The sequence below is a fragment of the Dactylosporangium fulvum genome (assembly GCF_025137375.1).
In the GTDB taxonomy this organism is placed as follows: Bacteria; Actinomycetota; Actinomycetes; order Mycobacteriales; family Micromonosporaceae; genus Dactylosporangium; species Dactylosporangium fulvum.
In genome coordinates, this window is the sequence record NZ_CP073720.1 from 3,886,454 (window position 1) to 3,908,079 (window position 21,626).

The 21,626-nt window shown below is 74.0% G+C and carries 24 protein-coding genes; 21 read left to right on the plus strand and 3 right to left on the minus strand.

What is annotated here, in order from left to right:
* The first annotated feature begins 27 nt into the window (after nucleotides 1–27).
* The 13 genes from Dfulv_RS18395 to Dfulv_RS18455 all read left to right on the plus strand — a co-directional run bounded on the left by Dfulv_RS18395 (nucleotide 28) and on the right by Dfulv_RS18455 (nucleotide 8,988).
* A complete protein-coding gene (locus tag Dfulv_RS18395) occupies nucleotides 28–1,275 on the plus strand; it encodes a ketosynthase chain-length factor (RefSeq protein ID WP_259865034.1) in 1,248 nt (415 codons plus the stop codon).
* Between the two features lie 41 nt (nucleotides 1,276–1,316).
* Nucleotides 1,317–1,592 (plus strand): acyl carrier protein, encoded by a 276-nt coding sequence (locus tag Dfulv_RS18400; RefSeq protein ID WP_259865036.1) that lies wholly within the window; start codon nucleotides 1,317–1,319, stop codon nucleotides 1,590–1,592.
* A 1-nt stretch (nucleotide 1,593) separates the two neighbouring features.
* Nucleotides 1,594–2,058 carry an SRPBCC family protein gene (locus tag Dfulv_RS18405; RefSeq protein ID WP_259865037.1) on the plus strand — a complete coding sequence of 155 codons (465 nt, stop codon included), beginning with the start codon at nucleotides 1,594–1,596 and terminating at the stop codon, nucleotides 2,056–2,058.
* Between the two features lie 15 nt (nucleotides 2,059–2,073).
* Nucleotides 2,074–2,544: a DUF1772 domain-containing protein gene (locus Dfulv_RS18410; RefSeq protein ID WP_259865039.1), complete on the plus strand. Its 471-nt coding sequence runs from the start codon at nucleotides 2,074–2,076 to the stop codon at nucleotides 2,542–2,544.
* A gap of 31 nt (nucleotides 2,545–2,575) precedes the next feature.
* The gene (locus Dfulv_RS18415) at nucleotides 2,576–3,328 is read left to right on the plus strand and encodes an SDR family NAD(P)-dependent oxidoreductase (protein WP_259865041.1); all 753 of its coding nucleotides are present in this window, start codon (nucleotides 2,576–2,578) and stop codon (nucleotides 3,326–3,328) included.
* On the plus strand, nucleotides 3,328–3,681 hold the full coding sequence (locus Dfulv_RS18420) for an antibiotic biosynthesis monooxygenase family protein (RefSeq protein WP_259865045.1): 354 nt from the start codon (nucleotides 3,328–3,330) through the stop codon (nucleotides 3,679–3,681). Before Dfulv_RS18415 ends, Dfulv_RS18420 begins: the two co-directional genes overlap by 1 nt.
* Nucleotides 3,678–4,001, plus strand: a complete 324-nt coding sequence (locus Dfulv_RS18425; protein ID WP_259865047.1) for an antibiotic biosynthesis monooxygenase family protein — start codon at nucleotides 3,678–3,680, stop codon at nucleotides 3,999–4,001. The genes Dfulv_RS18420 and Dfulv_RS18425 overlap by 4 nt, the downstream gene beginning before the upstream one ends.
* A complete protein-coding gene (locus Dfulv_RS18430) occupies nucleotides 3,998–4,180 on the plus strand; it encodes a hypothetical protein (protein WP_259865058.1) in 183 nt (60 codons plus the stop codon). The genes Dfulv_RS18425 and Dfulv_RS18430 overlap by 4 nt, the downstream gene beginning before the upstream one ends.
* Nucleotides 4,177–5,862 (plus strand): acetyl-CoA carboxylase carboxyl transferase subunit alpha, encoded by a 1,686-nt coding sequence (gene accA, locus Dfulv_RS18435; RefSeq protein WP_406567972.1) that lies wholly within the window; start codon nucleotides 4,177–4,179, stop codon nucleotides 5,860–5,862. Before Dfulv_RS18430 ends, accA begins: the two co-directional genes overlap by 4 nt.
* A gap of 6 nt (nucleotides 5,863–5,868) precedes the next feature.
* Nucleotides 5,869–6,492 (plus strand): acetyl-CoA carboxylase biotin carboxyl carrier protein, encoded by a 624-nt coding sequence (locus tag Dfulv_RS18440; RefSeq protein WP_259865060.1) that lies wholly within the window; start codon nucleotides 5,869–5,871, stop codon nucleotides 6,490–6,492.
* Nucleotides 6,479–7,870 carry an acetyl-CoA carboxylase biotin carboxylase subunit gene (locus Dfulv_RS18445; protein ID WP_259865064.1) on the plus strand — a complete coding sequence of 464 codons (1,392 nt, stop codon included), beginning with the start codon at nucleotides 6,479–6,481 and terminating at the stop codon, nucleotides 7,868–7,870. Before Dfulv_RS18440 ends, Dfulv_RS18445 begins: the two co-directional genes overlap by 14 nt.
* 62 nt (nucleotides 7,871–7,932) lie before the next feature.
* Nucleotides 7,933–8,628 (plus strand): N-acyl homoserine lactonase family protein, encoded by a 696-nt coding sequence (locus tag Dfulv_RS18450; protein WP_259865071.1) that lies wholly within the window; start codon nucleotides 7,933–7,935, stop codon nucleotides 8,626–8,628.
* A 48-nt stretch (nucleotides 8,629–8,676) separates the two neighbouring features.
* A complete protein-coding gene (locus tag Dfulv_RS18455) occupies nucleotides 8,677–8,988 on the plus strand; it encodes an antibiotic biosynthesis monooxygenase family protein (RefSeq protein ID WP_259865073.1) in 312 nt (103 codons plus the stop codon).
* Here the strand turns inward: Dfulv_RS18455 and Dfulv_RS18460 are convergent.
* Nucleotides 8,955–10,241 (minus strand): cytochrome P450, encoded by a 1,287-nt coding sequence (locus tag Dfulv_RS18460; RefSeq protein WP_259865076.1) that lies wholly within the window; start codon nucleotides 10,239–10,241, stop codon nucleotides 8,955–8,957. The two genes, Dfulv_RS18455 and Dfulv_RS18460, sit on opposite strands and share 34 nt — an antisense overlap.
* Nucleotides 10,242–10,401: 160 nt before the next feature.
* Between Dfulv_RS18460 and Dfulv_RS18465 the strand changes: the two genes are divergently transcribed.
* From Dfulv_RS18465 to Dfulv_RS18480, 4 genes are all read left to right on the plus strand, one after another.
* Nucleotides 10,402–11,595, plus strand: coding sequence for a cytochrome P450 (locus Dfulv_RS18465; protein ID WP_259865139.1), 1,194 nt, complete (start codon nucleotides 10,402–10,404; stop codon nucleotides 11,593–11,595).
* A gap of 4 nt (nucleotides 11,596–11,599) precedes the next feature.
* On the plus strand, nucleotides 11,600–13,381 hold the full coding sequence (locus Dfulv_RS18470; RefSeq protein WP_259865145.1) for a hypothetical protein: 1,782 nt from the start codon (nucleotides 11,600–11,602) through the stop codon (nucleotides 13,379–13,381).
* A 128-nt stretch (nucleotides 13,382–13,509) separates the two neighbouring features.
* A complete protein-coding gene (locus Dfulv_RS18475; RefSeq protein ID WP_259865149.1) occupies nucleotides 13,510–14,679 on the plus strand; it encodes a nucleotide disphospho-sugar-binding domain-containing protein in 1,170 nt (389 codons plus the stop codon).
* Nucleotides 14,680–14,776: 97 nt separating this feature from the next.
* Complete coding sequence (locus Dfulv_RS18480) at nucleotides 14,777–15,238, plus strand: hypothetical protein (RefSeq protein WP_259865153.1); 462 nt, start codon at nucleotides 14,777–14,779, stop codon at nucleotides 15,236–15,238.
* Between the two features lie 36 nt (nucleotides 15,239–15,274).
* On the opposite strand, the gene Dfulv_RS18485 is transcribed toward Dfulv_RS18480, so the two are convergent.
* Nucleotides 15,275–16,426, minus strand: coding sequence for a nucleotide disphospho-sugar-binding domain-containing protein (locus Dfulv_RS18485; protein ID WP_259865156.1), 1,152 nt, complete (start codon nucleotides 16,424–16,426; stop codon nucleotides 15,275–15,277).
* Between the two features lie 155 nt (nucleotides 16,427–16,581).
* On the opposite strand from Dfulv_RS18485, the gene Dfulv_RS18490 reads away from it, so the two are divergent.
* From Dfulv_RS18490 to Dfulv_RS18505, 4 genes are read left to right on the plus strand one after another with little or no spacing between them, the layout of a single operon-like run.
* A complete protein-coding gene (locus tag Dfulv_RS18490) occupies nucleotides 16,582–17,790 on the plus strand; it encodes a class I SAM-dependent methyltransferase (RefSeq protein ID WP_259865158.1) in 1,209 nt (402 codons plus the stop codon).
* 20 nt (nucleotides 17,791–17,810) lie between these two features.
* The gene (locus tag Dfulv_RS18495) at nucleotides 17,811–18,566 is read left to right on the plus strand and encodes a TylF/MycF family methyltransferase (RefSeq protein ID WP_259865162.1); all 756 of its coding nucleotides are present in this window, start codon (nucleotides 17,811–17,813) and stop codon (nucleotides 18,564–18,566) included.
* Between the two features lie 26 nt (nucleotides 18,567–18,592).
* Entirely contained in the window at nucleotides 18,593–19,780 is a 1,188-nt protein-coding gene (locus tag Dfulv_RS18500) for a class I SAM-dependent methyltransferase (RefSeq protein WP_259865167.1), read from the plus strand.
* Nucleotides 19,777–20,415 (plus strand): PadR family transcriptional regulator, encoded by a 639-nt coding sequence (locus tag Dfulv_RS18505; RefSeq protein ID WP_259865169.1) that lies wholly within the window; start codon nucleotides 19,777–19,779, stop codon nucleotides 20,413–20,415. Before Dfulv_RS18500 ends, Dfulv_RS18505 begins: the two co-directional genes overlap by 4 nt.
* Here Dfulv_RS18505 and Dfulv_RS18510 read toward each other — a convergent pair.
* Nucleotides 20,393–21,586, minus strand: coding sequence for a nucleotide disphospho-sugar-binding domain-containing protein (locus Dfulv_RS18510; RefSeq protein WP_259865178.1), 1,194 nt, complete (start codon nucleotides 21,584–21,586; stop codon nucleotides 20,393–20,395). The two genes, Dfulv_RS18505 and Dfulv_RS18510, sit on opposite strands and share 23 nt — an antisense overlap.
* Between the last annotated feature and the right edge of the window lie 40 nt (nucleotides 21,587–21,626).

A 21,626-nucleotide genomic window follows, 5' to 3' on the forward strand; every position in this document is an offset into this window, starting at 1 on the left:
CGGTGGACGAGAGCGGGGGACCACACAGTGGCGACGCAGCAGCGGCCGCGCGAGACGCCGGTGGTGACGGGCATCGGCGTGGTCGCGCCGACCGGGCTGAGCATCGAGGAGCACTGGCAGGCGGTGCTGGCCGGCAAGAGCGGGATCGTGCCGCTCGACGAGCGTTGCGGCCCCGACTACCAGGTGCGCCTCGGCGGCCTCGTGCCGGGCTTCGACGCCACGGCGCACCTGCCGGGCCGGCTGCTGCCGCAGACCGACCGCTGGACGCACCTGGCCCTGTACGCGGCGGCGCAGGCCCTCGACGACGCGGGCGTGCGGCCACAGGACCTGCCCGAGTACGAGATGGCGGTCGTGACGTCGAGCTCCTCCGGCGGCACCGAGTTCGGCCAGCGCGAGATGCAGCGGCTGTACAGCGAAGGCCCGTCGTGGGTCAGCGCGTACCAGTCGATCGCCTGGTTCTACGCGGCGACCACGGGACAGATCTCCATCCGCTACGGCATGCGCGGCCCGTGCGACGTGCTGTGCTGCGAACAGGCCGGCGGTCTCGACGCGATCGGGCAGGCGCGCCGCCTGCTGCGCGACGGCACCCGGCTGGTGGTCACCGGCGGCACCGACGCCGCGTTCAGCCCGTACAGCCTGGTGGCCCAGCTGACCAACGGCCAGATCTCCCGCGCGGAGCGGGCGGAGGAGGCGTACCTGCCCTTCGACGAGCGGGCGAGCGGGTACCTGCCCGGTGAGGGCGGCGCGATCCTGGTCACCGAGGCGGCCGGCACCGCCCGGGCCCGCGACGCCGGCGACGGCTACGGCGCGATCCTCGGGTACGCGGCCGGCTTCGACCGCTCCCGCCACGGGCGCCCGCCCGTGCTCGCCCGGGTGCTGCGGCGGGCGCTGGACGACGCCCGGTGCCGGGCCGAGCAGGTGGACGTGGTGTTCGCCGACGCGGTCGCCGACCCGGTCCAGGACCGCGTCGAGGCCGAGGCGATCACCGAGGTGTTCGGCCCGCGCGGGGTGCCGGTCACCGCGCCGAAAACGCTGACCGGCCGGCTGTACGGCGGTGGCGCGGCACTGGACGTGGCCGGGGCACTGATGGCGATGCGGGACGGAGTGGTACCGCACGTGGCCGCCCCGGTGCGCATGGCGCCGGACTACGACATCGACCTGGTCCTCGGCGAGCCGCGGCAGCGGGCGGTCCGCACCGCGGTCGTCATCGCCCGCGGCCACGGCGGGTTCACCGCGGCGCTGGTGCTCGGCGCGCGGGCCCCCGAGCACGGATGAGCACACGCGGCACGGCCGCGACCCACGACAGGAGGCAACACATGCGCACATTCACCCTCGACGACTTCCGCAGCGCCATGCGCTCGACCGCGGGCGTCGACGAGCAGGTCGACCTCGACGGCGACATCGCCGACGTCGAACTGGCCGCGCTCGGCTACGACTCGCTGGCCGTGCTGGAGGCGGCCAACCACATCAGCCGCACCTGGCAGGTGCCCATCCCCGACGAGGTCGTCCTCGATCTCGCGACCCCGGCCGCGGTCGTCGACTTCGTCGGGCAGCAGCTGGAGCGCCAGCGGCTCAGCGCGGCGGAGGCCTGACGTGGCGGGGCACGTCGACAACGCCGTCGTCATCGCGGCGCCCATGGACCTGGTGTGGCGGATGACCAACGACATCCCGTCGTGGACCAGCCTGTTCGACGAGTACTCCGTCGCCGAGGTGCTCGGGGTTCGCGACGGCACGATCACGCTGCGCCTCGCGCTGCAGCCCGACGAGAACGGCCGGGTGTGGGGCTGGGTCTCGGAGCGCACACCCGACCCGGAGACGCGCACGGTGCGCTCGCAGCGCATCGAGACCGGCCCGTTCAAGTACATGTTCCTGTTCTGGGAGTACACCGAGGCCGACGGCGGCGTGCGGATGCGCTGGGTCCAGGACTTCGAGATGAAGCGTGGAGCGCCGCTGGACGACGCCGCGATGACCGACCGGCTCAATACCAACACGGCGAAGCAGATGCGGCTGATCCAGCAGAAGATCGAGGCCGCCGCGCGCGCCACGGTCGGATCCTGACGGGGAGGGGTCGCCATGCTCACGGTCCTCGCGCCCCTGGTGCTGCTGGCGAGCGGGCTGGCCGGCGGCGTCCTGGTCGGTGCTCAGCTGGGCGGCTATCCGCTGCTCGCCTCACTGCCGCCGGCGCAGTACGTGCATGCGCACGCGTTCTTCGCCACGCGGTACGACCCCTTCATGCCGATCTGCCTGCTCGGCACCGTGGCCGGCGACCTCGCCCTGGCCGTGACGGTCGGCGAGTCCGGGCCGCGGGCCGGTTTCGCGGTGGGCGCGCTGCTGGCCGCGTGCACCGTGGCCGTGTCGGTGACGAAGAACGTGCCGATCAACCGCTGGGTGCGCGGCCTGCAGGAACGCGCCGAGCAACTGGCCGCGTCGCCCGCCGAGCTGTTCGAGCGCAGGCAGCGGTGGGGCCGGTGGAACAGCGTCCGCTGCTGCCTGGCGGTGCTGGCGCTGGCCGCCAACTGCTTCGCCCTCGCCCTGGTGCTGTGACACCGAACGACAGTCCGAACTGGAGGAAAGAGTGGACCTGCAGATTCAGGGGCGCAAGGCGCTGGTGACCGGCGGCACGCGCGGCGTCGGCCGCGGCATCGTGCTCGCCCTTGCCCGTGCCGGCATGGACGTCGTCACCTGCTACCGAACCGAGGGCGAGCGGGTGGAGTCGCTGCGCCGGGAACTCAAGGAGACCGGCGGGACGCACCGGGTCGTGTGCGCCGACCTGACCCGGCCCGAGGACGTCGAGCGGCTGCTGGGGGAGTGCCGGACCCATCTCGGCGAGTTGCACCTGGTGGTGAACAACGCCGGCGCGATCACCCACACACCCTACGGCGAGCTCGGCCTGGACGACTGGCGCCGCGTCATCGACACCAACCTCACCGCGGCCCACCTGGTCATCCAGGGCGCCCTGCCGCTGCTGGCGCCGGGCGCCTCGGTGATCAGCATCGGCTCGAAGTCCTCCGAGGTCGGCATCCCGCTGCGCGCCCACTACACGGCGACCAAGGCCGCGCTGCGCGGCCTGAGCCGGTCGCTGGCCAAGGAGTTCGGTGCCAAAGGCCTGCGGTTCAACGTCCTCGCGCTGGGCGTCATCGAGACGGAGGCACTCGACGAGATGCCCGAGCAGCAGCGCGAGACGCTGGTGCGCCGCTACAGCGACAAGACCGCGCTCGGCCGGCTCGGCACCCCGGAGGAGGTGGCCGGTGCCGTGCTGTGGCTGGCCAGCGACCTCTCCCGGTACGTCACCGGCGCCACCATCCACGTCGACGGGGGGATCTCCTGATGAGCGACGCTGTCCTGTTCCGCGTGATGCTCAAGATGAGGATCCGGGACGGCATGACCGACGAGTTCGAGCGGGTCTGGCTCGAGGTCGGCGACTCGGTCACCTCGCATCCGGCCAACCGCGGGCAGTGGCTCGCGCGCAGTGTGGACGAGCCGGACAGCTACTACATCACGAGCGACTGGTCGGACGAGCCCAGCTTCCGGCAGTTCGAGACCAGCCGGCGCCACGTCGAGCACCGGCAGTTGCTGCATCCGTACCGCGTCGGCGGCGAGATGACCACGATGCGGGTGGTGGCCCACGTGCCGCACGACAACGACGGGCGGACGCATGAGCAGTGGGCAGCGCAGGGATGAGCGGTCTCGTGCGGGTGCTGGTGCATCACCTGACGGAGGACGAGCCGGCGATCCGGGCCGCCTACCACCAGGTCAGCGAGCGACTGCGCGAGGTCGACGGCCTGCTCGGCAACGAACTGCTGCGCTCATCCATCGACACACGACGGTTCGTGGTGGCGAGCACCTGGGCGGACATGGACAAGTTCCTCGCCTGGGAACGCAGCAGCGGCCACAAGCCGGCCACGGCGCCGCTGCGGCCGTTCCGCGACACCGAGATGCCGGTTTCTTTCGATGTGTACCAGGTCGAAGCCGTGTACACCGCCGAACGGGTCGGCGCGTGAGCCACCCGGCCGGCCCGCCCGCCTGGATGCGGCTGCTGCGATGCATCGGCTACGGCGTGCTGGAAGGCCTGACCCAGCTGGGGTTCTTCTACGTCGGCTGGGTCGCGTATCCGCATCAGACGTTCTGGCGGTCGAAGCCGCCTGCCGGCGGCGTCCGCCACGGGGAGGAGGACCGTTGACGACGACCTACAGCCCACCGGGCACGAGGGGCGACACCAAGCTGGACTGGCTGGCCTGCCCGCGGTGTCGGGCGCTGGTGTACCGCCGGCGTTTCACTCGGCTGCACGACGTGTGCCCGGACTGCGGCTTCCATGCTCCGCTCACCGCGCAGCGGCGCCTGGACCTGCTGCTGGACCCCGGTTCGGCCCGGCTGGAGCCGGTCGCCGCCACACAGGTCGACCCGCTCGGCTTCCACGACGTGGTGCCGTACGTGGAGCGGCTGGCGCGGGCGCGGGCGCAGACCGGACTGACCGACGCGGTGCTCGTCGCCACCGGCACGATCGGCGGCCATCCGCTGGTCGTGGCGGCGATGGACTTCCGGTTCATGGGCGGCAGCCTCGGCACCGCCGCCGGCCAGGCCGTCACCGCGGCCGCCGGCCTGGCGCTGGAGCGGCGGCTGCCGCTGCTGTTGGTGACGGCGTCCGGCGGTGCCCGGATGCAGGAAGGGCCGCTGGCCCTGATGCAGATGGCCCGGACGAGCAACGCGATGGCCGCGCTGCAGGAGGCCGGGCTGCTGACCGTGACGTTGGTGACCGACCCGACGTACGGCGGGGTCGCCGCCTCGTTCGCCACGCTCGCCGACGTCATCGTCGCCGAGCCCGGCGCCCGGATGGGCTTCGCCGGGGCGCGGGTCATCGAGCAGACGATCCGCCAGCGGCTGCCGGAGGGGTTCCAGACCGCGGAGTTCCTGCTGAAACACGGGCTCATCGACGACGTGTGGCCACGTGAGGAACTGCGCGCCGGCCTGGCGCGGCTGCTGGCCGCGACGCGGCCGGGACCCCCGGACTGGGGTGCGGCCGAGGCCGATCCGGTGCTGCGACGGCCGCCGGGCGGCCCGGCCCACACCGCGTGGGAGACCGTCCAGCTGGCCCGCGACACCGGCCGGCCCGGGACCCTGGATCACGTCGGCAGCTGGCTGGACGGCTTTGTCGAGCTGCACGGCGACCGGGCGGGCGCGGACTGCCCGGCGGTCGTCGGCGGTCTCGGCGTGCTCGACGGCATGCCCGTCATGGTGGTCGGGCACCAGAAGGGCCGCACGGTCGCCGAGCGGGTCCGGCGCCGCTTCGGCATGGCGTCGCCGGCGGGCCACCGCAAGGCGGCCCGGCTCATGCGGCTGGCCGAGCGGCTCGGCGTGCCGGTGGTCACGCTCGTCGACACGCCCGGCGCCGACCCCGGTATCGCGGCGGAGGAACAGGGCCAGGCGATCGCGGTGGCGGAGAGCATCCGGCTGCTGGGGAGCCTGCGCGTACCGGTGGTGGCGGCCGTCATCGGCGAGGGCGGCAGCGGCGGCGCGCTCGCTCTGGCCGCGGCCGACCGTGTCCTGGCCCTCGAGGGCGCCACGTACTCGGTCATCAGCCCGGAGGGCTGCGCCGCGATCCTGTGGAAGACCGCCGGGCCCGCGGCCGCCGCGGCCGAGGCGCTCTGCCTGGACGCGGTGAGCCTGCTGCGGCTGGGCGTCATCGACGGGATCGTGCCGGAGCCGCCCGGCGGCGCGCACACCGACCCGGCCGCGGCCGCCGAACTGCTGCGCCGGGCACTCGTCGCGACGCTGCGCGAGTTGCGCACCGTACCGCGCGACGAGCTCGTGCGGCGCCGGCGCGACCGGTTCGGCGCCTTCGGGGCGCCTGCGACGGGGAGGTGAGCGGGGGTGGGAACGGTGCACCAGAACGCGGTGCCACAACAGAACGCGGTGCCACAACACAACACGGTGACACAGCAGAACGCGCAGGCGCCGCAGCACGTGGAGCAGCCCGGGGCCGGCCGGGCCACCGGGACCGACGACGGGGTGCTGGCCGAACTCGGCCGCACCGTCGCGCGGATCGCCGCGATCGGCGCGACGCCGCCGCGGCGGGTGCACGTCGCGGTGGGTGCCGCCTCGGTCGAGGTGGAGTGGGCCCCGGCCGGCCCGGCCGCCGATCCGGCCGGGACGGCTGGGCCGGCCGGTCCGGGCGGTCCGGGCGGTCCGGGCGTCGAGCACCGGGGCACGCCGGCGGTGCCGGACGCCGCGGCCGTGCGGGTGGAGGCACCGCTCGTCGGCACGTTCTACCGGCGTCCGGCGCCGGACGCCGCGCCGTTCGTCGAGGTCGGCGACCTCGTGCGGGCCGGTCAGCAGGTCGGCATCGTGGAGGCGATGAAGCTGATGAATCCGGTCGAGGCGGTGTGCGACGGTGTGGTCGCCGGCGTCCTCGTCGGCGACGGCGAGCCGGTGGAGTACGGCCAGCCGCTGTTGCTGCTCGAGCCGACGGAGGAGCATGCCGGTGCCCTCGGCTGAGCGGGTCTTCGACAAGGTCCTCGTCGCCAACCGCGGCGAGATCGCGCTGCGGGTCATCCGTACCTGCCGGGAGATGGGCATCCAGTCGGTGGCCGTGTACTCCACGGCCGACCGTGACGCGCCGTTCGTGCGCGCCGCCGACGAGGCGGTGCAGATCGGGCCGGGCGCGTCGCAGCGCAGCTACCTGTCGGCCGCGGCCGTGGTGGAGGCCGCGCTGCGCACCGGTGCGCAGGCGGTACATCCGGGATACGGCTTCCTGTCCGAGGACGCCGACTTCGCGCAGATCTGCGCCGACAACGGCCTGGTCTTCATCGGACCTCCGCCGGCGGTGCTGGCCCGGCTCGCCGACAAGGCCGAGGCGCGTGCCCTGATGGCGAAGGCCGGCCTGCCGGTGCTGCCCGGCAGTGAGCGGGCCGTGCTCGGCGCGGTCGAGGTGCAGGAGGTGGCCTCGCGCATGGGCTATCCGCTCATCATCAAGGCCGCCGCGGGCGGGGGCGGGCGCGGTATGAGCGTCGTGCGCACCCCGCAGGAGCTGCTGCCGGTGTACCGCAGCACGAGCGCCGCCGCCAGGAAGATCTTCCGGGACGGCAGCGTGTACCTGGAGCGGTTCTGCGAGCAGGCACGCCACGTCGAGGTGCAGGTGCTCGCCGACGGCCACGGCACCGTGCTGCACCTGGGCGAGCGCGACTGCTCGGTGCAGCGGCGCCGGCAGAAGCTGATCGAGGAGTGCCCGGCGCCCGGCATCCCGCGCGGCCTCGTCGCCCGGATGACCGCGGCGGCCGTGCAGGGGGCACAGGCAGTCGGTTACGCCGGCGCCGGCACGTTCGAGTTCCTGGTGCACGACGACACGTTCCATTTCATGGAGATCAATTGCCGGATCCAGGTCGAGCACCCGGTCACCGAGGCGGTGACCGGCATCGACCTGGTCCGCGAGCAGATCCGGGTGGCCGCGGGCCTGCCGTTGTCGGTCGAGCAGTCGCAGGTGCAGCCCCGGGGGGTCGCCATCGAGTGCCGGGTCAACGCGGAGGACCCGGCGCGGGACTTCGCGCCGGCACCCGGGCTGATCGACGTCTTCGAGCCGCCGGGCGGTCCGTTCGTGCGGGTCGACAGTCAGGCACGGCCGGCGTGGCGGATCCCGTCGGAGTACGACTCGCTGCTGGCCAAGGTGATCGCCTGGGCGCCGGACCGGAACCAGGCGATCGCGCGGATGGACCGGGCGCTGGCGGAGTTCCGCATCGCCGGGCCGGCCGTGCACACCACCCGCAGCCTGCTCCGGGCGGTGCTGCGCGACGAGGACTTCATCGCCGCCGCCCACCACACCGGATTCCTCGACGAACACAAGGTCCGGCGGCTCGTCGCCGACGCCCCGGCCGACTGATCCCGCACTGTGATCCCGCACCCGTGATTCCGCACCCGTGACGAAACGACATGGAGGCCCCCATGCAACTTCATCTGCTCCTGCTGGGCATGGTGCGCGGCGCGGACCTGCCCGTGCCCGGCTACCTCATCGTGACCGACGCCGGCGACGTGGTGCTGGTGGACACCGGCCCGCCGGCCGGCGGCCCGCCCGACGGGCCGCTCCGGGTCGACGAGCACCATCGGCTGCTGCCGCAGCTGGAACTGCTCGGGGTGCGGCCCGCCGACGTGCGGTACGTGATCTGCTCCCACCTCGACCCCGACCACGCCGGCAACCACGACTCGTTCCCCGGCGCGCGGTTCGTCATCCAGCGGGCCCACTACGACGTGGCCCGCTCCGGCGCCGTACCGCGCTTCGAGCTCACCCGCGCGCACTGGGACGACCCGCGACTGCGGTACTCCCTCGTCGACGGCGACACCGAGCTGGTGCCCGGGATCGAGCTGATCGAGTCCGGCGGTCACGTCCCCGGTCACCAGTCGGTGCTGGTGCGGCTGCCCCGGACGGGGCCGGTGCTGCTGGCGATCGATGCGATCCCCAACGGGCTCGCCCTCGACCCGCAGCAGCGCCCGGTGTTCCCGCTCGACCTCGACGCCGAAGCGGTGCGCGACAGCACCGGCAAGCTCGTCAAGATCGCGCAGCGGGAGGGAGCGTTGATCGTCCGCGGCCACGACCCGCAGCAGTGGCGGCAGCTGATCACCTCGCCGTACTCCTACCAGTGACAGCGACCGATGAAACTGTGACCGATGAACAGCGGTGAGGGAGGTACCGTGCCGTCACACACCGTGCGCGTGATCGTGTACCTGCGCGCGGCGGCCGGCGGGGCCGCCGCGCTGCGCGAGGCATACCGTGCCACCGACTGGGCCGGCGGCAAGGTGCCCGGCATGCTCGGCTGCGAGCTGCTGCGCGACGCCGAGCGGGAGGACGGCTACTGCGTCCTCAGCGAATGGGAGACCCTGGATGCGTTCCGGGCCTGGCAGCTGGGCCCGGAACACACCGCGCGGCCGTCCGCGCTGCGCCCCTTCCAGGACCGCCGCGTCGCGCCGCACTACCGGGTGTTCGAGCCGGATCCCGGCGACTGAGCCGGGACCTGAGCCGGCGACTGAGCCGGCACCGTCCAGGTCACCGGCAACGCGACCGGCCCACGCACCAGGCTGGTGCGCCGCCAGAGCAGCCGCTGCGGCGCCACGGCCGGACGCAGGTCCGCCACGCCGTGCAGCAGCACCGTCAGCGCCACTCGCAGCTCCAGCCGGGCCAGCGGGGCGCCGAGACAGTGGTGGGCGCCGTGGCCGAACGCGACGTGCGGGTTCGCCGGCCGGGCCAGGTCGAGCCGGTCCGGGTCGGCGAACACGTCGCCGTCACGGTCGGCCGAGGTCAGATCGACGAGCACCGCGTCGCCCCGCCGGATCGCCACACCGCCGAGCGTGACGTCACGCGTCGCGTAGCGGGGGAAGACGCCGGCGGTCTGCAACGGCACGTACCGCAGCAGCTCCTCGACCGCCGGCCCGATCCGCTCCCGGTCCCCGCGCAGCCACCGCATCCGCTCCGGCTCCGCCGTCAGCAGGTACACCGAGTTGACGAGCTGCGTCGCGGTCGACTCGTAGCCGGCGACCAGCAGCCCGACGAGCAGCCAGGTCAGCTCGACCGGGCCGGGTCCGTCGCCGCCGGCGAGCACGCCGGCGACCTCCCCGATCAGGCCGGGGCCCGGCCGGTGCACCCGCTCGGTGAGCAGCCCGTGCAGGTGGTCGAATGTCGCCTGGACCCGCCGCCCGACCTCGTCGACCGGCAGCTCGCCGGTCGAGTGGAAGGCCCGCGACGACGACGCGACCCGGTCGTGGTCCTCGTCCGGCACCCCGAGCAGCGCGCAGATCGTGCGTACCGACAGCGGCAGCGCGAAGTCGGCGAGCAGGTCGGCCGGTGGCCCCTGGGCCAGCATCCGCCGCAGCAGCTCCTCGGCGGTCGCGGTGACGGTCGCCTCCAGCCCGGCGATACGACGGGCGCTGAACGCGGCGGACACCACCCGGCGCAGGGCGGTGTGCTCGGGCGGGTCGAGGTCGAGCATCCCGCCGCCGGAGTCCTGCGGCGTGATGCGGGGCGCGTCCCGCCCGACGGCGGCGGCGCGGCTGAACGCCGGGCCGGCGAGCACCTCGCGGACGTCGCGGTGACGCACCACCAACCAGGCGTCCTCACCGTAGGGCAGCCGGACCCGGCTGACGGGTTCCTCACGGCGCAGCCGCTCGTACTCGGCCGGCATCACCAGCCCCGGCCGGTGCGCGAACGGGAACGGGCAGGCCGGCAGATCCCGCGGTGGCTCGTGCTCTGCGGCAGCGGACATGGCACCTCCAGGGCTGGATTCGTCCCGGCCGAGCCTCGCCGCGGCGGGCCGTACCCCGCTCGACCCGGGCTCGAGCCGCTGTCCGGGGCCGGTTCGACCCCCGCTCCAGCGACCTGGGGCAGCCTCGGCCGCACCCGTACGCCGACCCGAGGGTGGTGCGATGACCCAGGCCGACCACTTCGCGTTCCCGTTTCCCGCACCTTCGCTGCCCGAACCGCCGCCGCAGTTCGCGCTGCTGCGCGAGCGGCCCGGCCTGGCCGAGGTGGAGCTGCCGACCGGAGACCGGGCGTGGCTGGTGACCCGCTACCGGGACGTGCGGGCCATGCTCGCCGATCCCGCGTTCAGCCGAGCCGCCACCACCCGGCCCGAAGCGCCCCGGCTCGGCCCGGCGCGGCCGGAACCGGCCTCGATGATGGCGATGGACCCGCCCGAGCACACCCGGCTGCGGCGTCTGGTGGCGCCGGAGTTCAGCAGCGGCCGGGTGGAGCGGCTGCGCCCTTGGCTGGAACGCAGCACCGCCGGCCTCGTCGAGGCGATCGTACGGGCCGGCCCGCCCGCCGATCTGGTGGCCGGCCTCGCCGAGCCGCTGCCGCTGCTGACGATCTGCAAGCTGCTCGGCGTCTCCGACGGCGACCTGGCGGAGTTCGTGCGGCTGATCGAGGCGTCGCTGCGGATCGCTCCGGAGCAGCGCGAGGAGGTCGAGTCGGCCCGGTCCCGGCTGCGCGAGGCGCTCGCCGAACTGGTCGCGCGCAAACGGGCCGCGCCGGGCGACGACGTGCTCAGCAGCCTGACACGGCACCGGGCCGAGGGCCGGCTCGACGACGAGGAGCTGGTCGCGCTCGGTGTGACGATCCTGACCGCCGGATACCATCCGGTCCGCAACGCGTTGGCCAACGGGCTGCTGGTGCTGCTCTCCCGGCCGGGGGACCTGGACCGGCTGCGGGAACGGCCGGAGCTGCTCCCCACGGCCGTCGAGGAACTGTTGCGGTACACGCCTGGGCCGGTCAGCGGCGGCACGATCCGGGTCGCCGTGCGCGACACCTGGCTGGGCGGGACCCGGGTGTGCGCGGGCGAGGCGGTCATCCCGGCGATCGCGTCGGCGAACCGGGACCCCTCGGTGTTCGCCGACGCGGACCGGCTCGACCTGGCCCGGCAGCCGAACCCGCACATCGCGTTCGGCCCGGGCATCCACCACTGCCTCGGCGCATCGGTCGCCCGTGCCGAGCTGACCGTGGCGCTGGCGACGCTGCTGCGCCGCCTGCCGGGCCTGCGGCTGGCGGTCGCGGCGGACGAACTGCGGTGGAGCGGCGGCACGATGATCCGCGGCATCGAGGAGCTGCCGGTCCGATGGTGACACGGTGAGCGCGCGCGGCGGCCGGTGGGCGGCGGTGGCGCTGCTGCTCGCCCAGGCCCTGCTCGCCCAGGCCCTGCTCGCCCAGGCCCTGCTCGCCCAGGCCCTGCTCACGGCATGCCACGATGCCCCGGCCCCGTCGGTGCCCCCGTCCGCGTCCCCGTCCGTGCTCCCGTCCGTGCCCGTGTCTCCGGCCGTGCCCCCGGGGCCCGGCACGCCGGGCGACGCCGGCATGCGGACCGTCCTCGAGGACTCCTTCGTGCGTGACGGCGCGCGCGGGTACTTCGTCGACGCCGCCGCACGCTCGCCGGCGTTCTCGCTCTACACCTCCGCCTGGAACCTGCGCCTGGCCGAGGCGACCGGCGCCGGCACCGACGGGCTCGCCCCGGGTTCGGTCGCCGCCTGGATCGGCCCGGCCCTCGACGGCCGCGCGCCCGAGGGCCTGCCGCCGGTCGCCCAGCTGGATCTCGCCGTCGGGATGCTCCAGCAGCTCGGCGCCCCGATCGACCGGGACCGCGTCGCGCGGACGCTGGCGGAGCTCTACCGCGCAGACCGCTACGCCGCCTCGGGCACCGTCCCTGACGGCGACTGGGGCAGCACCGCGCTCGCCGTCGGCGTCGCCGTCCGGCTCGGCGTCCCGGTGCCGTCGCAGGTCGTCGCCGCGACCGCCGCCGCCCTCGCCGACCGGGGCCTTCCGCTCGGCGCCACGGTGGCCGCCCTGATCACGGCCGCGGCACTGCACGACCGTCTCGATGCCGGCGCCGCCGCCCTCGCCGCCGCCCGGGTCCGCGAGACCGCCGCGGTGCTCGCCGCGCAGCCACCGGACATGTCGGTGCCCGCCGGCGGACCGGACGCCGCTGACCTGTCGCTGGCGTACCAGCTCGGCGCGGCGGCCCGCCGGCTGGGCGCCGGCGACCTGCGGCCGCCGGTGCGGTGCTTCACGCGTCCGGACGACGCGCCGGCCGATCCGCAGGTGCGCTTCTACGCCCACGAGCTCGGCTGCGCGGCGGCCGGGGAGGTCGTCCCGACCGCGCACTCGCGGGCCGGCTGGCCCACCGTCCAGGCGGCCCGCGCCGCGGTGGCCGCCTCGGCCGCCGGCGCCCGCCTGGCAGCGACGTCCGGCGTGCTCGACCGGTACGCCCCGGCCCTGCGCCGCCAGCTCGCCGAGGTCTGGCTGCCCCGGCCCGGCCCCGATCCCACGGAACCGGCGAACCTCGCGGTGCTGGCCGACGTGCTCGGCGCGGCCGGGCCGGGCGACGTGACCGACGCGCAGCTGCGTGCCGCCGCCTCCGACGACGTGCGGCTGTTGCTCTGCCTCCTGCGGCGCCGGCTGGCCCGGGCGGGACCGCCGGGGCGGGCGGCGGTCGCCGACGCCGTCGCGGCCGCCCGCACCCGCGCGGCGCCGCCCTCGCTCTGGCGCGCGGCCTGGCTCGCTGTCGCCGGTGAACTGCTGGCCGATCCGGCGCTGGGGGAGGCCGCGCGGCGGGAGGCGGCGGCGCTGCGGCTCGCCGACGGCATCTACGCCGCCGCGCCCGGGCGGCCGCCCACGATCGGCGCCTCCAGCGTCGGGGTGTGGCTGGTCCCGCCCGACGGCGACACGCTCGCCGCGTGGTCGCGCGCCGGCCTGTGCGGTACCGGCGGCTGCGCCGCGCTGGTGGCCACCCCGGCTTCGGTCGCCGCCGCCTCGACGGCGCCGGACGCCACCGGGCCGGCCGGCCTGCGGGACCTCGCCGCAGTGGCCGCCTGTGCCCGGCAGCGGTGCCGGGACGCCTTCCCGATCGCGTTCTGACCGCGTTCTGACCGCGTTCTGGCCGCGGCGCCGGGGCGTCGAGCCGCGCTCGAGCGGCCGTCGACCCGCCGGATTCACCGTGGATCCGGCCCGGAACACCGGGCCGCACCCGGCTGTGAGGAAGATCGATGCGCATTCTGGTCGTCGCCCCCCTGGCATCCACGCATTTCACACCGTTGATCCCGCTGTGCTGGGCGTTTCGGGCGGGCGGCCACGAGGTGCTGGTCGCGGCACCGCCGGATCTCGTGCCCACTGCCCGCAGCGCGGGCCTGAGCACCATCGTGATCGGCGACGCCGCCCGGTTGCTGGACACCATCGGCGAGAACGTCACCCCGGACATGTATCCCGCCGAGGCGTTCGGCGACCGCACGTCGCACTGGGGCCGGCAGGTCTGGGAGCTCAGCACCCTGCACCAGGTGAGCTACGCGGTGGAGCACGTGGAGGAGTACCTGGCCTTCGCCGACGAGTGGAAGCCCGACATCGTGCTCTACGACCAGCTCACCCTTATCGGCCGGATCGCCGGGGTGGTGCTCGGCGCGGTTTCCGTCTCGCACCGGTGGGGCGTCGACCCGACCGCCGGGCCCTACGAGGAGCGCGTACGGCGGGACCTCGCGGCCGTGTGCCGCCGCTTCAAGCTCGACGAACTGCCCGCCCCGGACGTCATCGTCGACCCGTGCCCGCCGAGCCTCCAGGTGGAGGACGCGCCGCCGGGCCAGCCGATGCGGTACGTGCCGTTCAACGGCACCGGAACCCTGCCCGACTGGGCCCGCAGGCGCGCCGCCGGCCGGCGGATCTGCATCTGCCTGGGCGGGTCGCTGCTGGACGTAACGGGGCCGGCGCCGCTGCGCCGGGTCATCGAGGCGGCCCGCGCCGTGCCCGACGCGGAGGTGGTGCTGGCCATCACGCCGGCCAACCGGCGCCTCGTCGACGACCTGCCCGACGACCTGCGGGTCGTGGAGTCGCTGCCGCTGCAGCTGTTCCTGCCGACCTGCGACCTGGTCGTCGGCAGCGGCGGCTCCGGGACCGGCCTCACCGCCACCTCCATGGGCATCCCCCAGCTGGTGGTGCCGCAGTGGTTCGACCAGTTCGACTACGGCCGGCGTCTGGCCGCGGCCGGCGCGGGGCTCAACCTCCCCGGCCGCGACCAGCAGTCGGATCCGGCGGTCATCCGGGAGGCGGCGGAGACGTTGCTGGGGGATTCGAGCTTTTCGACGGCCGTGCAGAAGCTGCGGACCGAGATCGAGAGCGCTCCGTCGCCGATCGAGGTGGCGGCGCGGCTGACGTCCATGGTGCGCTGATGTTCGTGACGCTGATGTTCGTGGTGCGCTGACGGATTGCCGCAGCAGGTTATTACGCGTAATATCGCGTAATAACCGGCATGGTGAGGGGGACGCGGTGACTGATCGGCCGTTGTGGACGCTGCGCGGCGTCGTCGAGACCACGCCGGAGCGGGTGCGAGCCCTGCTGTTCGCGCTCAACCCCGGCCCGGTCACCGAGGACAACGGCTTCTTCCTGCTGGGAGAGGGCGGCGAGCAGGGGATGACGCTGCGCGGCGGGCCCGACGACTTCCAGTGCGTCGTCGACGGCTACGCGCTCAGTGTACGCGCCGACCGGGCGGCCGGGACGCTGAGCGTCTCCGGACAGTGGTGGTACCAGGGGGTGTACCGGGTCGGCCCGCACCCCTCCGGCGCACTCGTGACCTACGAGGTGTGCAACCGCTCGACGCTGCCGGACCTCGTCGTCCGGGGCTGGCAGGCGTCGATGCGCCGCGAACAGCGGCGGGGTGCGGCGCAGCGGTTCGCCCGGCTGGGTGGGCGACTCGGGTGCGCCGCCCACCCCCTGCCGGACGGGGCCTGACCGGCCTCGGTCACCGGCCCCGGTCACCGGCCTCGGTCACCGGCCCTCACCGTGCACGAGGTCCGTGAGCCGGACGGCGATCTCCGCCGGTGACGGCAGCGCGGCGATCTCCGCGCTCACCTGCCGGGCCGCCGCGGCGATGCCCTCGTCGGCGATGAGCCGGTGCAGCGTGTCCGCGTCCACCTCGTCCGAGTCGAGGAAGATCCCGGCGCCCCGGTCACGCACCACCGCGCCGTTGAGGAACTGGTCGCCGCTCTGCGCCAGGATCAGCTGCGGCACGGCCGCGGCCAGGCAGGCCAGCGCGGTTCCCGCCCCGCCGTGGTGCACCAGGCCGGCGCAGGTGTCCAGCAGCACGTGCAGCGGCACCCAGCCGTACGCGCGCACGTTGTCCGGCAGCGGCGCCAGCGAGCCGCCGTCGAGGTTGCCCAGCAGCAGGACCACCTCCACGGGCAGCCCGGCCGCCAGTTCGACCAGGCGCGCCAGGACACGGATGTTGTCCTGCTCCCGGTTGGCCGTGCCGAGCGTCATCACGATCCGGGGCCGCTCCGGACGGCGCGTCAGCCACGGCTCCAGCGCGGCACCGCCGTTGTACGGCACCGTCCGCATCGGCCACACCGGCGCGGCCGGCCGATCCACGTCGACCCGCATGCTCGGCGGCGCCAGGTCGAGCTGCGCGGCGGGAGCCTTGTACGCGCCGGCGCCGTGCCGGGTGTACGTTGCCGCCATGTGCTCGCCGACCGCCAGGGTCGCCGACATCGGCGTGGCGAACGCGTAGCCGTGTACCACCGACGGAATGCCCAGCGCCGCGCCGACCAGCGGTCCGGTGCCCTGCTCGTTGGTGTGCAGCACCAGGTCGGGCCGCCACCGCCGGGCGACCTCCAGCGTGCCGTCGGCCATCGCGTCGGAGATCTCCGCGAACACCGGCACGAACGGTTCGAAGTCGACCCGGGGAGTGCTTCGCTGCGCGTCGGCGTACCCGCTGAAGGACGCGAAGTGCCGTCCGAAGATCGCGCCGACGTCCAGGCCGGGCGCCACGTCCACCACGTGCAGGCCGGCCCCGGTGACCGGCCCGGCCGGGCCGCTGGTGGTGAACAACACCTCGTGCCCGGCGCTGCGTAGCGCCCACGCGGTGGGCAGCATCGGCAGCACGTGCCCGTGGCCGGGCGTGGTGCAGAACAGGATGCGCACGGTCCTCTCCAATCCCTCGGTGCCGGCGGCGACTGCCGGTGTACCCCACGCCGCTGTAACCGTTCTGAGCCGCGTCCTCCACCGTGCTTCGAGGAGGTCTGGATCGGCTGTTTCGATGCTGGGCCAGTTGGATGCCGGACCAGTCAGGAGGCAGCGTGTCCGAGCAGGCAGATGACGCCACCGCGGTGTTGCTGGCCATGGCCGACGGCACCCGTCACGAGGTACGTGCCCGGCTGCGGGCCGGCGATCCGGCCGCGGCGGCGCGCCACCTGCTGGACGAGGTCGCCACCCGCGCCGGTCTCGCGCCCGGGCCACCCACCGAGGTCACCGTACAGTTCTTCCTCGGCCTCGCCGGCGAGCGCATCGAGTTCCGGGCGTTGGCCGGCGCCGGCCGGTTCACGATCGATCCCGGCACCTGGGACACCCCCTGGGTGACCGTACGCCAGGATCTCGACGAGCTCCTGCTGGCCCTCTACGGCCCGCCCGGTGGCCGCCACGACGCCACGCTCAGCATCCACGTCAACGACGAGCCGGGACCGGCCACCTGGGTCGACGACCCGTGGCTGGCCGCGCGTGAGGCCGCGACCGCGGCCGCGCACCACGTGCTGCGCGGCCTCACACCGACCCGGCCCGACCTCACCGACCTGGCCGTGCGCTTCGGCTCGGACAAGTGGGGCGGCCACTGGTACACCAGGCACTACGAGCGACACTTCGCACCGCTGCGCGAAGAGCGGGTGCGGGTCCTGGAGATCGGCATCGGCGGCTATCAGGCGCCGGACCTCGGCGGCGGCTCGCTGCGCATGTGGAAGCACTACTTCCGCCGCGGACTGGTCGTCGGGCTCGACGTGTTCGACAAGTCCGGCATCCGGGAGCCGCGCATCACCACCGTCCAGGGCCGGCAGGAGGACGCCGTGTTCATGGCCGAGGTGGCACGCCGGCAAGGGCCGTTCGACATCGTCATCGACGACGGCAGCCACCTCAGCAGCGACGTCATCGCCTCGTTCCGCACGCTCTTCCCGCTGCTCAACCCGGGCGGCCTCTACGTGGTGGAGGACCTGTCCACGTCGTACTGGCCGGGCTGGGGCGGAGACAGCGAGGACCGCGACAACACCCGCACGTCGATGGGCTACTTCAAGTCGCTCGCCGACGGGCTGAACCATCAGGAGCTGTACCCACCGGCGAACGGCGCGGTGTCCGATGTGGAGCGTGCGGTGGTGGGGATGCACATCTACCACAACATCGTCTTCCTCGAGAAGGGCGACAACGCCGAGCAGCCGGCGCCGTCCTGGATCTCCCGTACCGACAACCCGGCGGACTTCATGGCCTCGGTGTTCGCGGCCGACGACCGCACGAGAGAGGGGTAGCGCCGACCGTGGCGACAACCGTGGCGACAGGGGAAACGGGTCTGTATCTCGACCTGCTGAAGAAGACACTGACCAACATGATCTACGGCGACACACCGCAACCGACCTTCTTCGCGGCGAACCAAGGCTACGACGAGGTCAAGCGGGCCAACGGCCTGGACTGGCCGAGTGTCGCGCACACCATGGTCGGCCGCAAGCGGCTGGACAACCTGCAGCACTGCGTGGAAGCCGTGCTCGACGACGGCGTCGCCGGGGACTTCATCGAGGCGGGTGTGTGGCGCGGCGGCGCCAGTATTCTCGTGCGCGGCGTGCTCAAGGCGCGCGGCGTCACGGACCGCGACGTGTGGCTCGCCGACTCCTTCCAAGGCATGCCGGTCGTCGAGTCCGACGGGCACCCGGTCGACCACCAGATGGGACTGCACCGGGCGAACAACGTCCTGGCCGTCGACCTCGACACGGTCAAGGCCAACTTCGCGCGGTACGACCTCCTCGACGAGCGGGTGCGGTTCCTGCCCGGCTGGTTCCGCGACACCCTGCCCGACGCCCCGGTCGAGAAGCTCGCGGTGCTGCGCCTCGACGGCGACCTGCACGAGTCCGTCATGGACGGGCTGGTGCACCTGTACCCGAAGTTGTGCGTCGGCGGCTTCGTCATCATCGACGACTACGTCCACGGCCCGTGCGCGGAGGCGGTGCACGAATACCGGGACCGGCACGGCATCACCGACCCGATCGAGGACATCGACGGCGTCGGCGCGTTCTGGCGGCGTACCGGCTGAACCACACCCACGACGAGGGAGCGACGATGACGAACGACGGGCACACCGAAACCGTCCGGCGCCTCATCGGCGCCGCCGGAGGCACGGCGCGCGGCCTCGCCGACGCCGTGACCCGGCTGGGGCCGCAACGGGTCGTGCCGGTGCTGGCCAACGAGGTCATGTTCCGGTGCGGCCCGGCACGCAACCACATCCCGGTGACCGCCGAACTGGTCATCGGGTTCGGCGCCGACGCCACAACGGTGGCGATGGCGTTCCCGACCGGCAAGCCGGTCACCGCCGCCGGTGACAGCGACGGCCCGATGGTGATGACGTTCGAGGTCGACGCCGTCGACCTGGTACGTGAGCTGTTCGGCCCGGCGCGCGGTCGCACCACCGGGCTGGGGCGCATCACCATGCACACCACCAACCCCGACGGCAGCCCGGACTGGGCCGTCGGTGCCGCCGCGTCGGTGGTGGCCGACCAGCTCGTCGTCGCCTGTACGGCGCAGAAGCCCGACCTGGGCACCGTCGCGCTGGCCTACGACTCCGACAAGTGGGGCGCGCTGCACTGGTTCGCCGCGCACTACGACCGGCACTTCGCCCCGCTGCGCGACGACGCCGTGACGGTGCTGGAGATCGGCATCGGCGGCTACGGCTTCCAGGACGGCGGCGGCTCACTGCGCATGTGGCGGCGCTACTTCCACCGCGGCGAGGTCTACGGGCTCGACATCTTCGACAAGTCGCACATCGAGGACCTGCGGATGGGGACGCTGGTGGGCGACCAGAGCGACGCGGCGGTCCTGCGGGAGATCGCCGAGCGGTACGGCCCGTTCGACGTCGTCATCGATGACGGCAGCCACGTCAACGAGCACATCCTCACCAGCTTCCGGGCGCTGTTCCCGTACGTGCGGGCCGGCGGCTTCTACGTCATCGAGGATCTCTGGACGACGTTCCAGCCGGGCTTCGGCGGCCGCGACACGCCCGGCTCGTCCCCGGGCACGTCACTCGATCTGCTCAAGCGGATCGTCGACGGGCTGCACCACGAGGAGCACACCGCCGCCGGCGAGCCCTCCTACGCCGACCTGCACGTGGTGGGGCTGCACGTGTACCACAACATCGCCTTCCTCGAGAAGGGCGTCAACGCCGAGGGCGGCATTCCCGCCTGGGTACCGCAGGGCCACGAGGTGATCTCCGCGATGTACCCGAAGAAGGACCCCGCGACCGGCGCATCGTGACCGCGACCCGGATGGTGGTACTCGGCCTGGTCCGGCACCTGCAGCCGGTGCACGGCTACGGCGTCTACCGCGCGCTCGCCGGCTGGACACCGGGCGACGCGGCGCCGATGAAGGCCGGCTCGGTGTACCACGCCCTGCGCACGCTCGCCGGCGAAGGGCTGGTCGCCGAGGCCGGCACCGAACCGGGCGGACCCGGCGCCGCACGGACCGTGTACCGCATCACCGGCCGGGGCGACGAGACGTTCCTGCGACTGCTGCGCCGGCAGTGGGCGCAGGAGGCGGCCCCGGCCGACGCGTTCCGTCACGCGCTGCTGTTCCTGCCCGACCTGGACCCCCGCGAGGCGGCCGCCGCGCTGCGCCGCCGCGCACGGCTACTGGACCTCGACGCGGGCTCAGTGTCGGGCGGAGTCCCGGGCTCGCTGCCGGGCGGGCCCGCGGATCTGCCGGCGCACCTCGTATGGTTGCGGGAGCTGGCCCGCGCACACGTCGACGCCGAGGTCCACTGGTGTCTCCGCGTGGCCGAGCGTCTCGACCTGCTCGCCGACGAGCCGCTCGGCCCCGCTGAAGCCCGCCGCTACCCGCCCCACCCGTCAGCCCGGTCGGCTCCCGGGGTCACGCGGGACTGGTCAGCCTGATCGGTGCCGCCGTGGGGCGGGCCGCCAGCCGCTCCAGCTGATGCACGATCGCGCCCGGCGACGGGGCGAGACGCATCTGTGCCGACAGCTCCCGCGCCGCGGCCGTGTAGGACGGCTCCTCGAGCAGCGCCCGCAACGCCTCGGCCAGCCCCGCGACGTCGTCCTGCCCGGCGCGGTCCGGCACGGTGATGCCGGCCCCGGCCACGGCCAGCAGCCGGCCGTAGTCGAACTCGTCCACCAGCTGCGGCAGCACCAGCTGGGCCCGGCCGTACGCCGTTGCGGTCAGCCCGGTGCCGGACCCGCCGTGATGGACCAGTACGTCGCAGGTCGGCAGCAGCAGGCTCAGCGGCAACGCCTCCACCACCCGTACGTCGTCGCGCAGCTCACCGATGATGCGCCGGTCCTGCGGCGCGAGGGCCACGACGGTCTCGACGCCGGGCAGCCGGCGCAGGGCGTCCATCACCCGCAGCAGCGGCCGGGGGCCGACCCACGCCATGACCGTGCCGCCGAGCGTGACACACACCCGGGGGCGGTCCCCGCGCCGGCGGGCCCAGCCGGGCAGCTCACCGGGGCCATTGAACGGCACGTACCGGATCGGCTCGCCGGGCGGGGCGTCCTCGACCTGCAGCCGTGGCGGGCACGGGTCGATGACCATCGCCGGCTCGGGCCACCGTCCCAGGCCCAGCCGGGCGCGCAGCGGCTCCAGCAGCTCGCGCAGCGTCTCCCGGAACGGCCCTTCGGTCGGGTCGACGCCCCACCGGTGCACCACGCACGGCACGTCCAGCACGGCGCCGATGAGCAGGTGCCCGACGGACAGCGGGTCGAGCAGGATCAGGTCCGGCCGGCAGCGGCGGGCCAGCCGCAGGTACCGATCGAGGTGCGTCTCGGTGAACTCGGCGCTGTGCCGGGCGTTGACCTGCCAGGCCATGCGCCCGGCCGGCGTGTCGCGCCGACCGGCGGCCTCGTTGGGAAACCAGCGCTCGTCCGGGGTGAAGTCCGCGGCCGAGGCAGCCGACGCCGTGTGCTCCACCACGGCGGTGGACAGCCCGGCGTTCCGGGCGGGGACGGCCAGCTCCGGCGGCCCGGCGACGAGCACGTCGTGCCCGGCCACGCGCAGTGCCCAGCACAACGGCACCATCGCCATCAGGTGGGCGGGGTAATGCAGCGGCATGACAAGAACCCTCATCGCATCTCCAGTCGTGGCAGTCGGG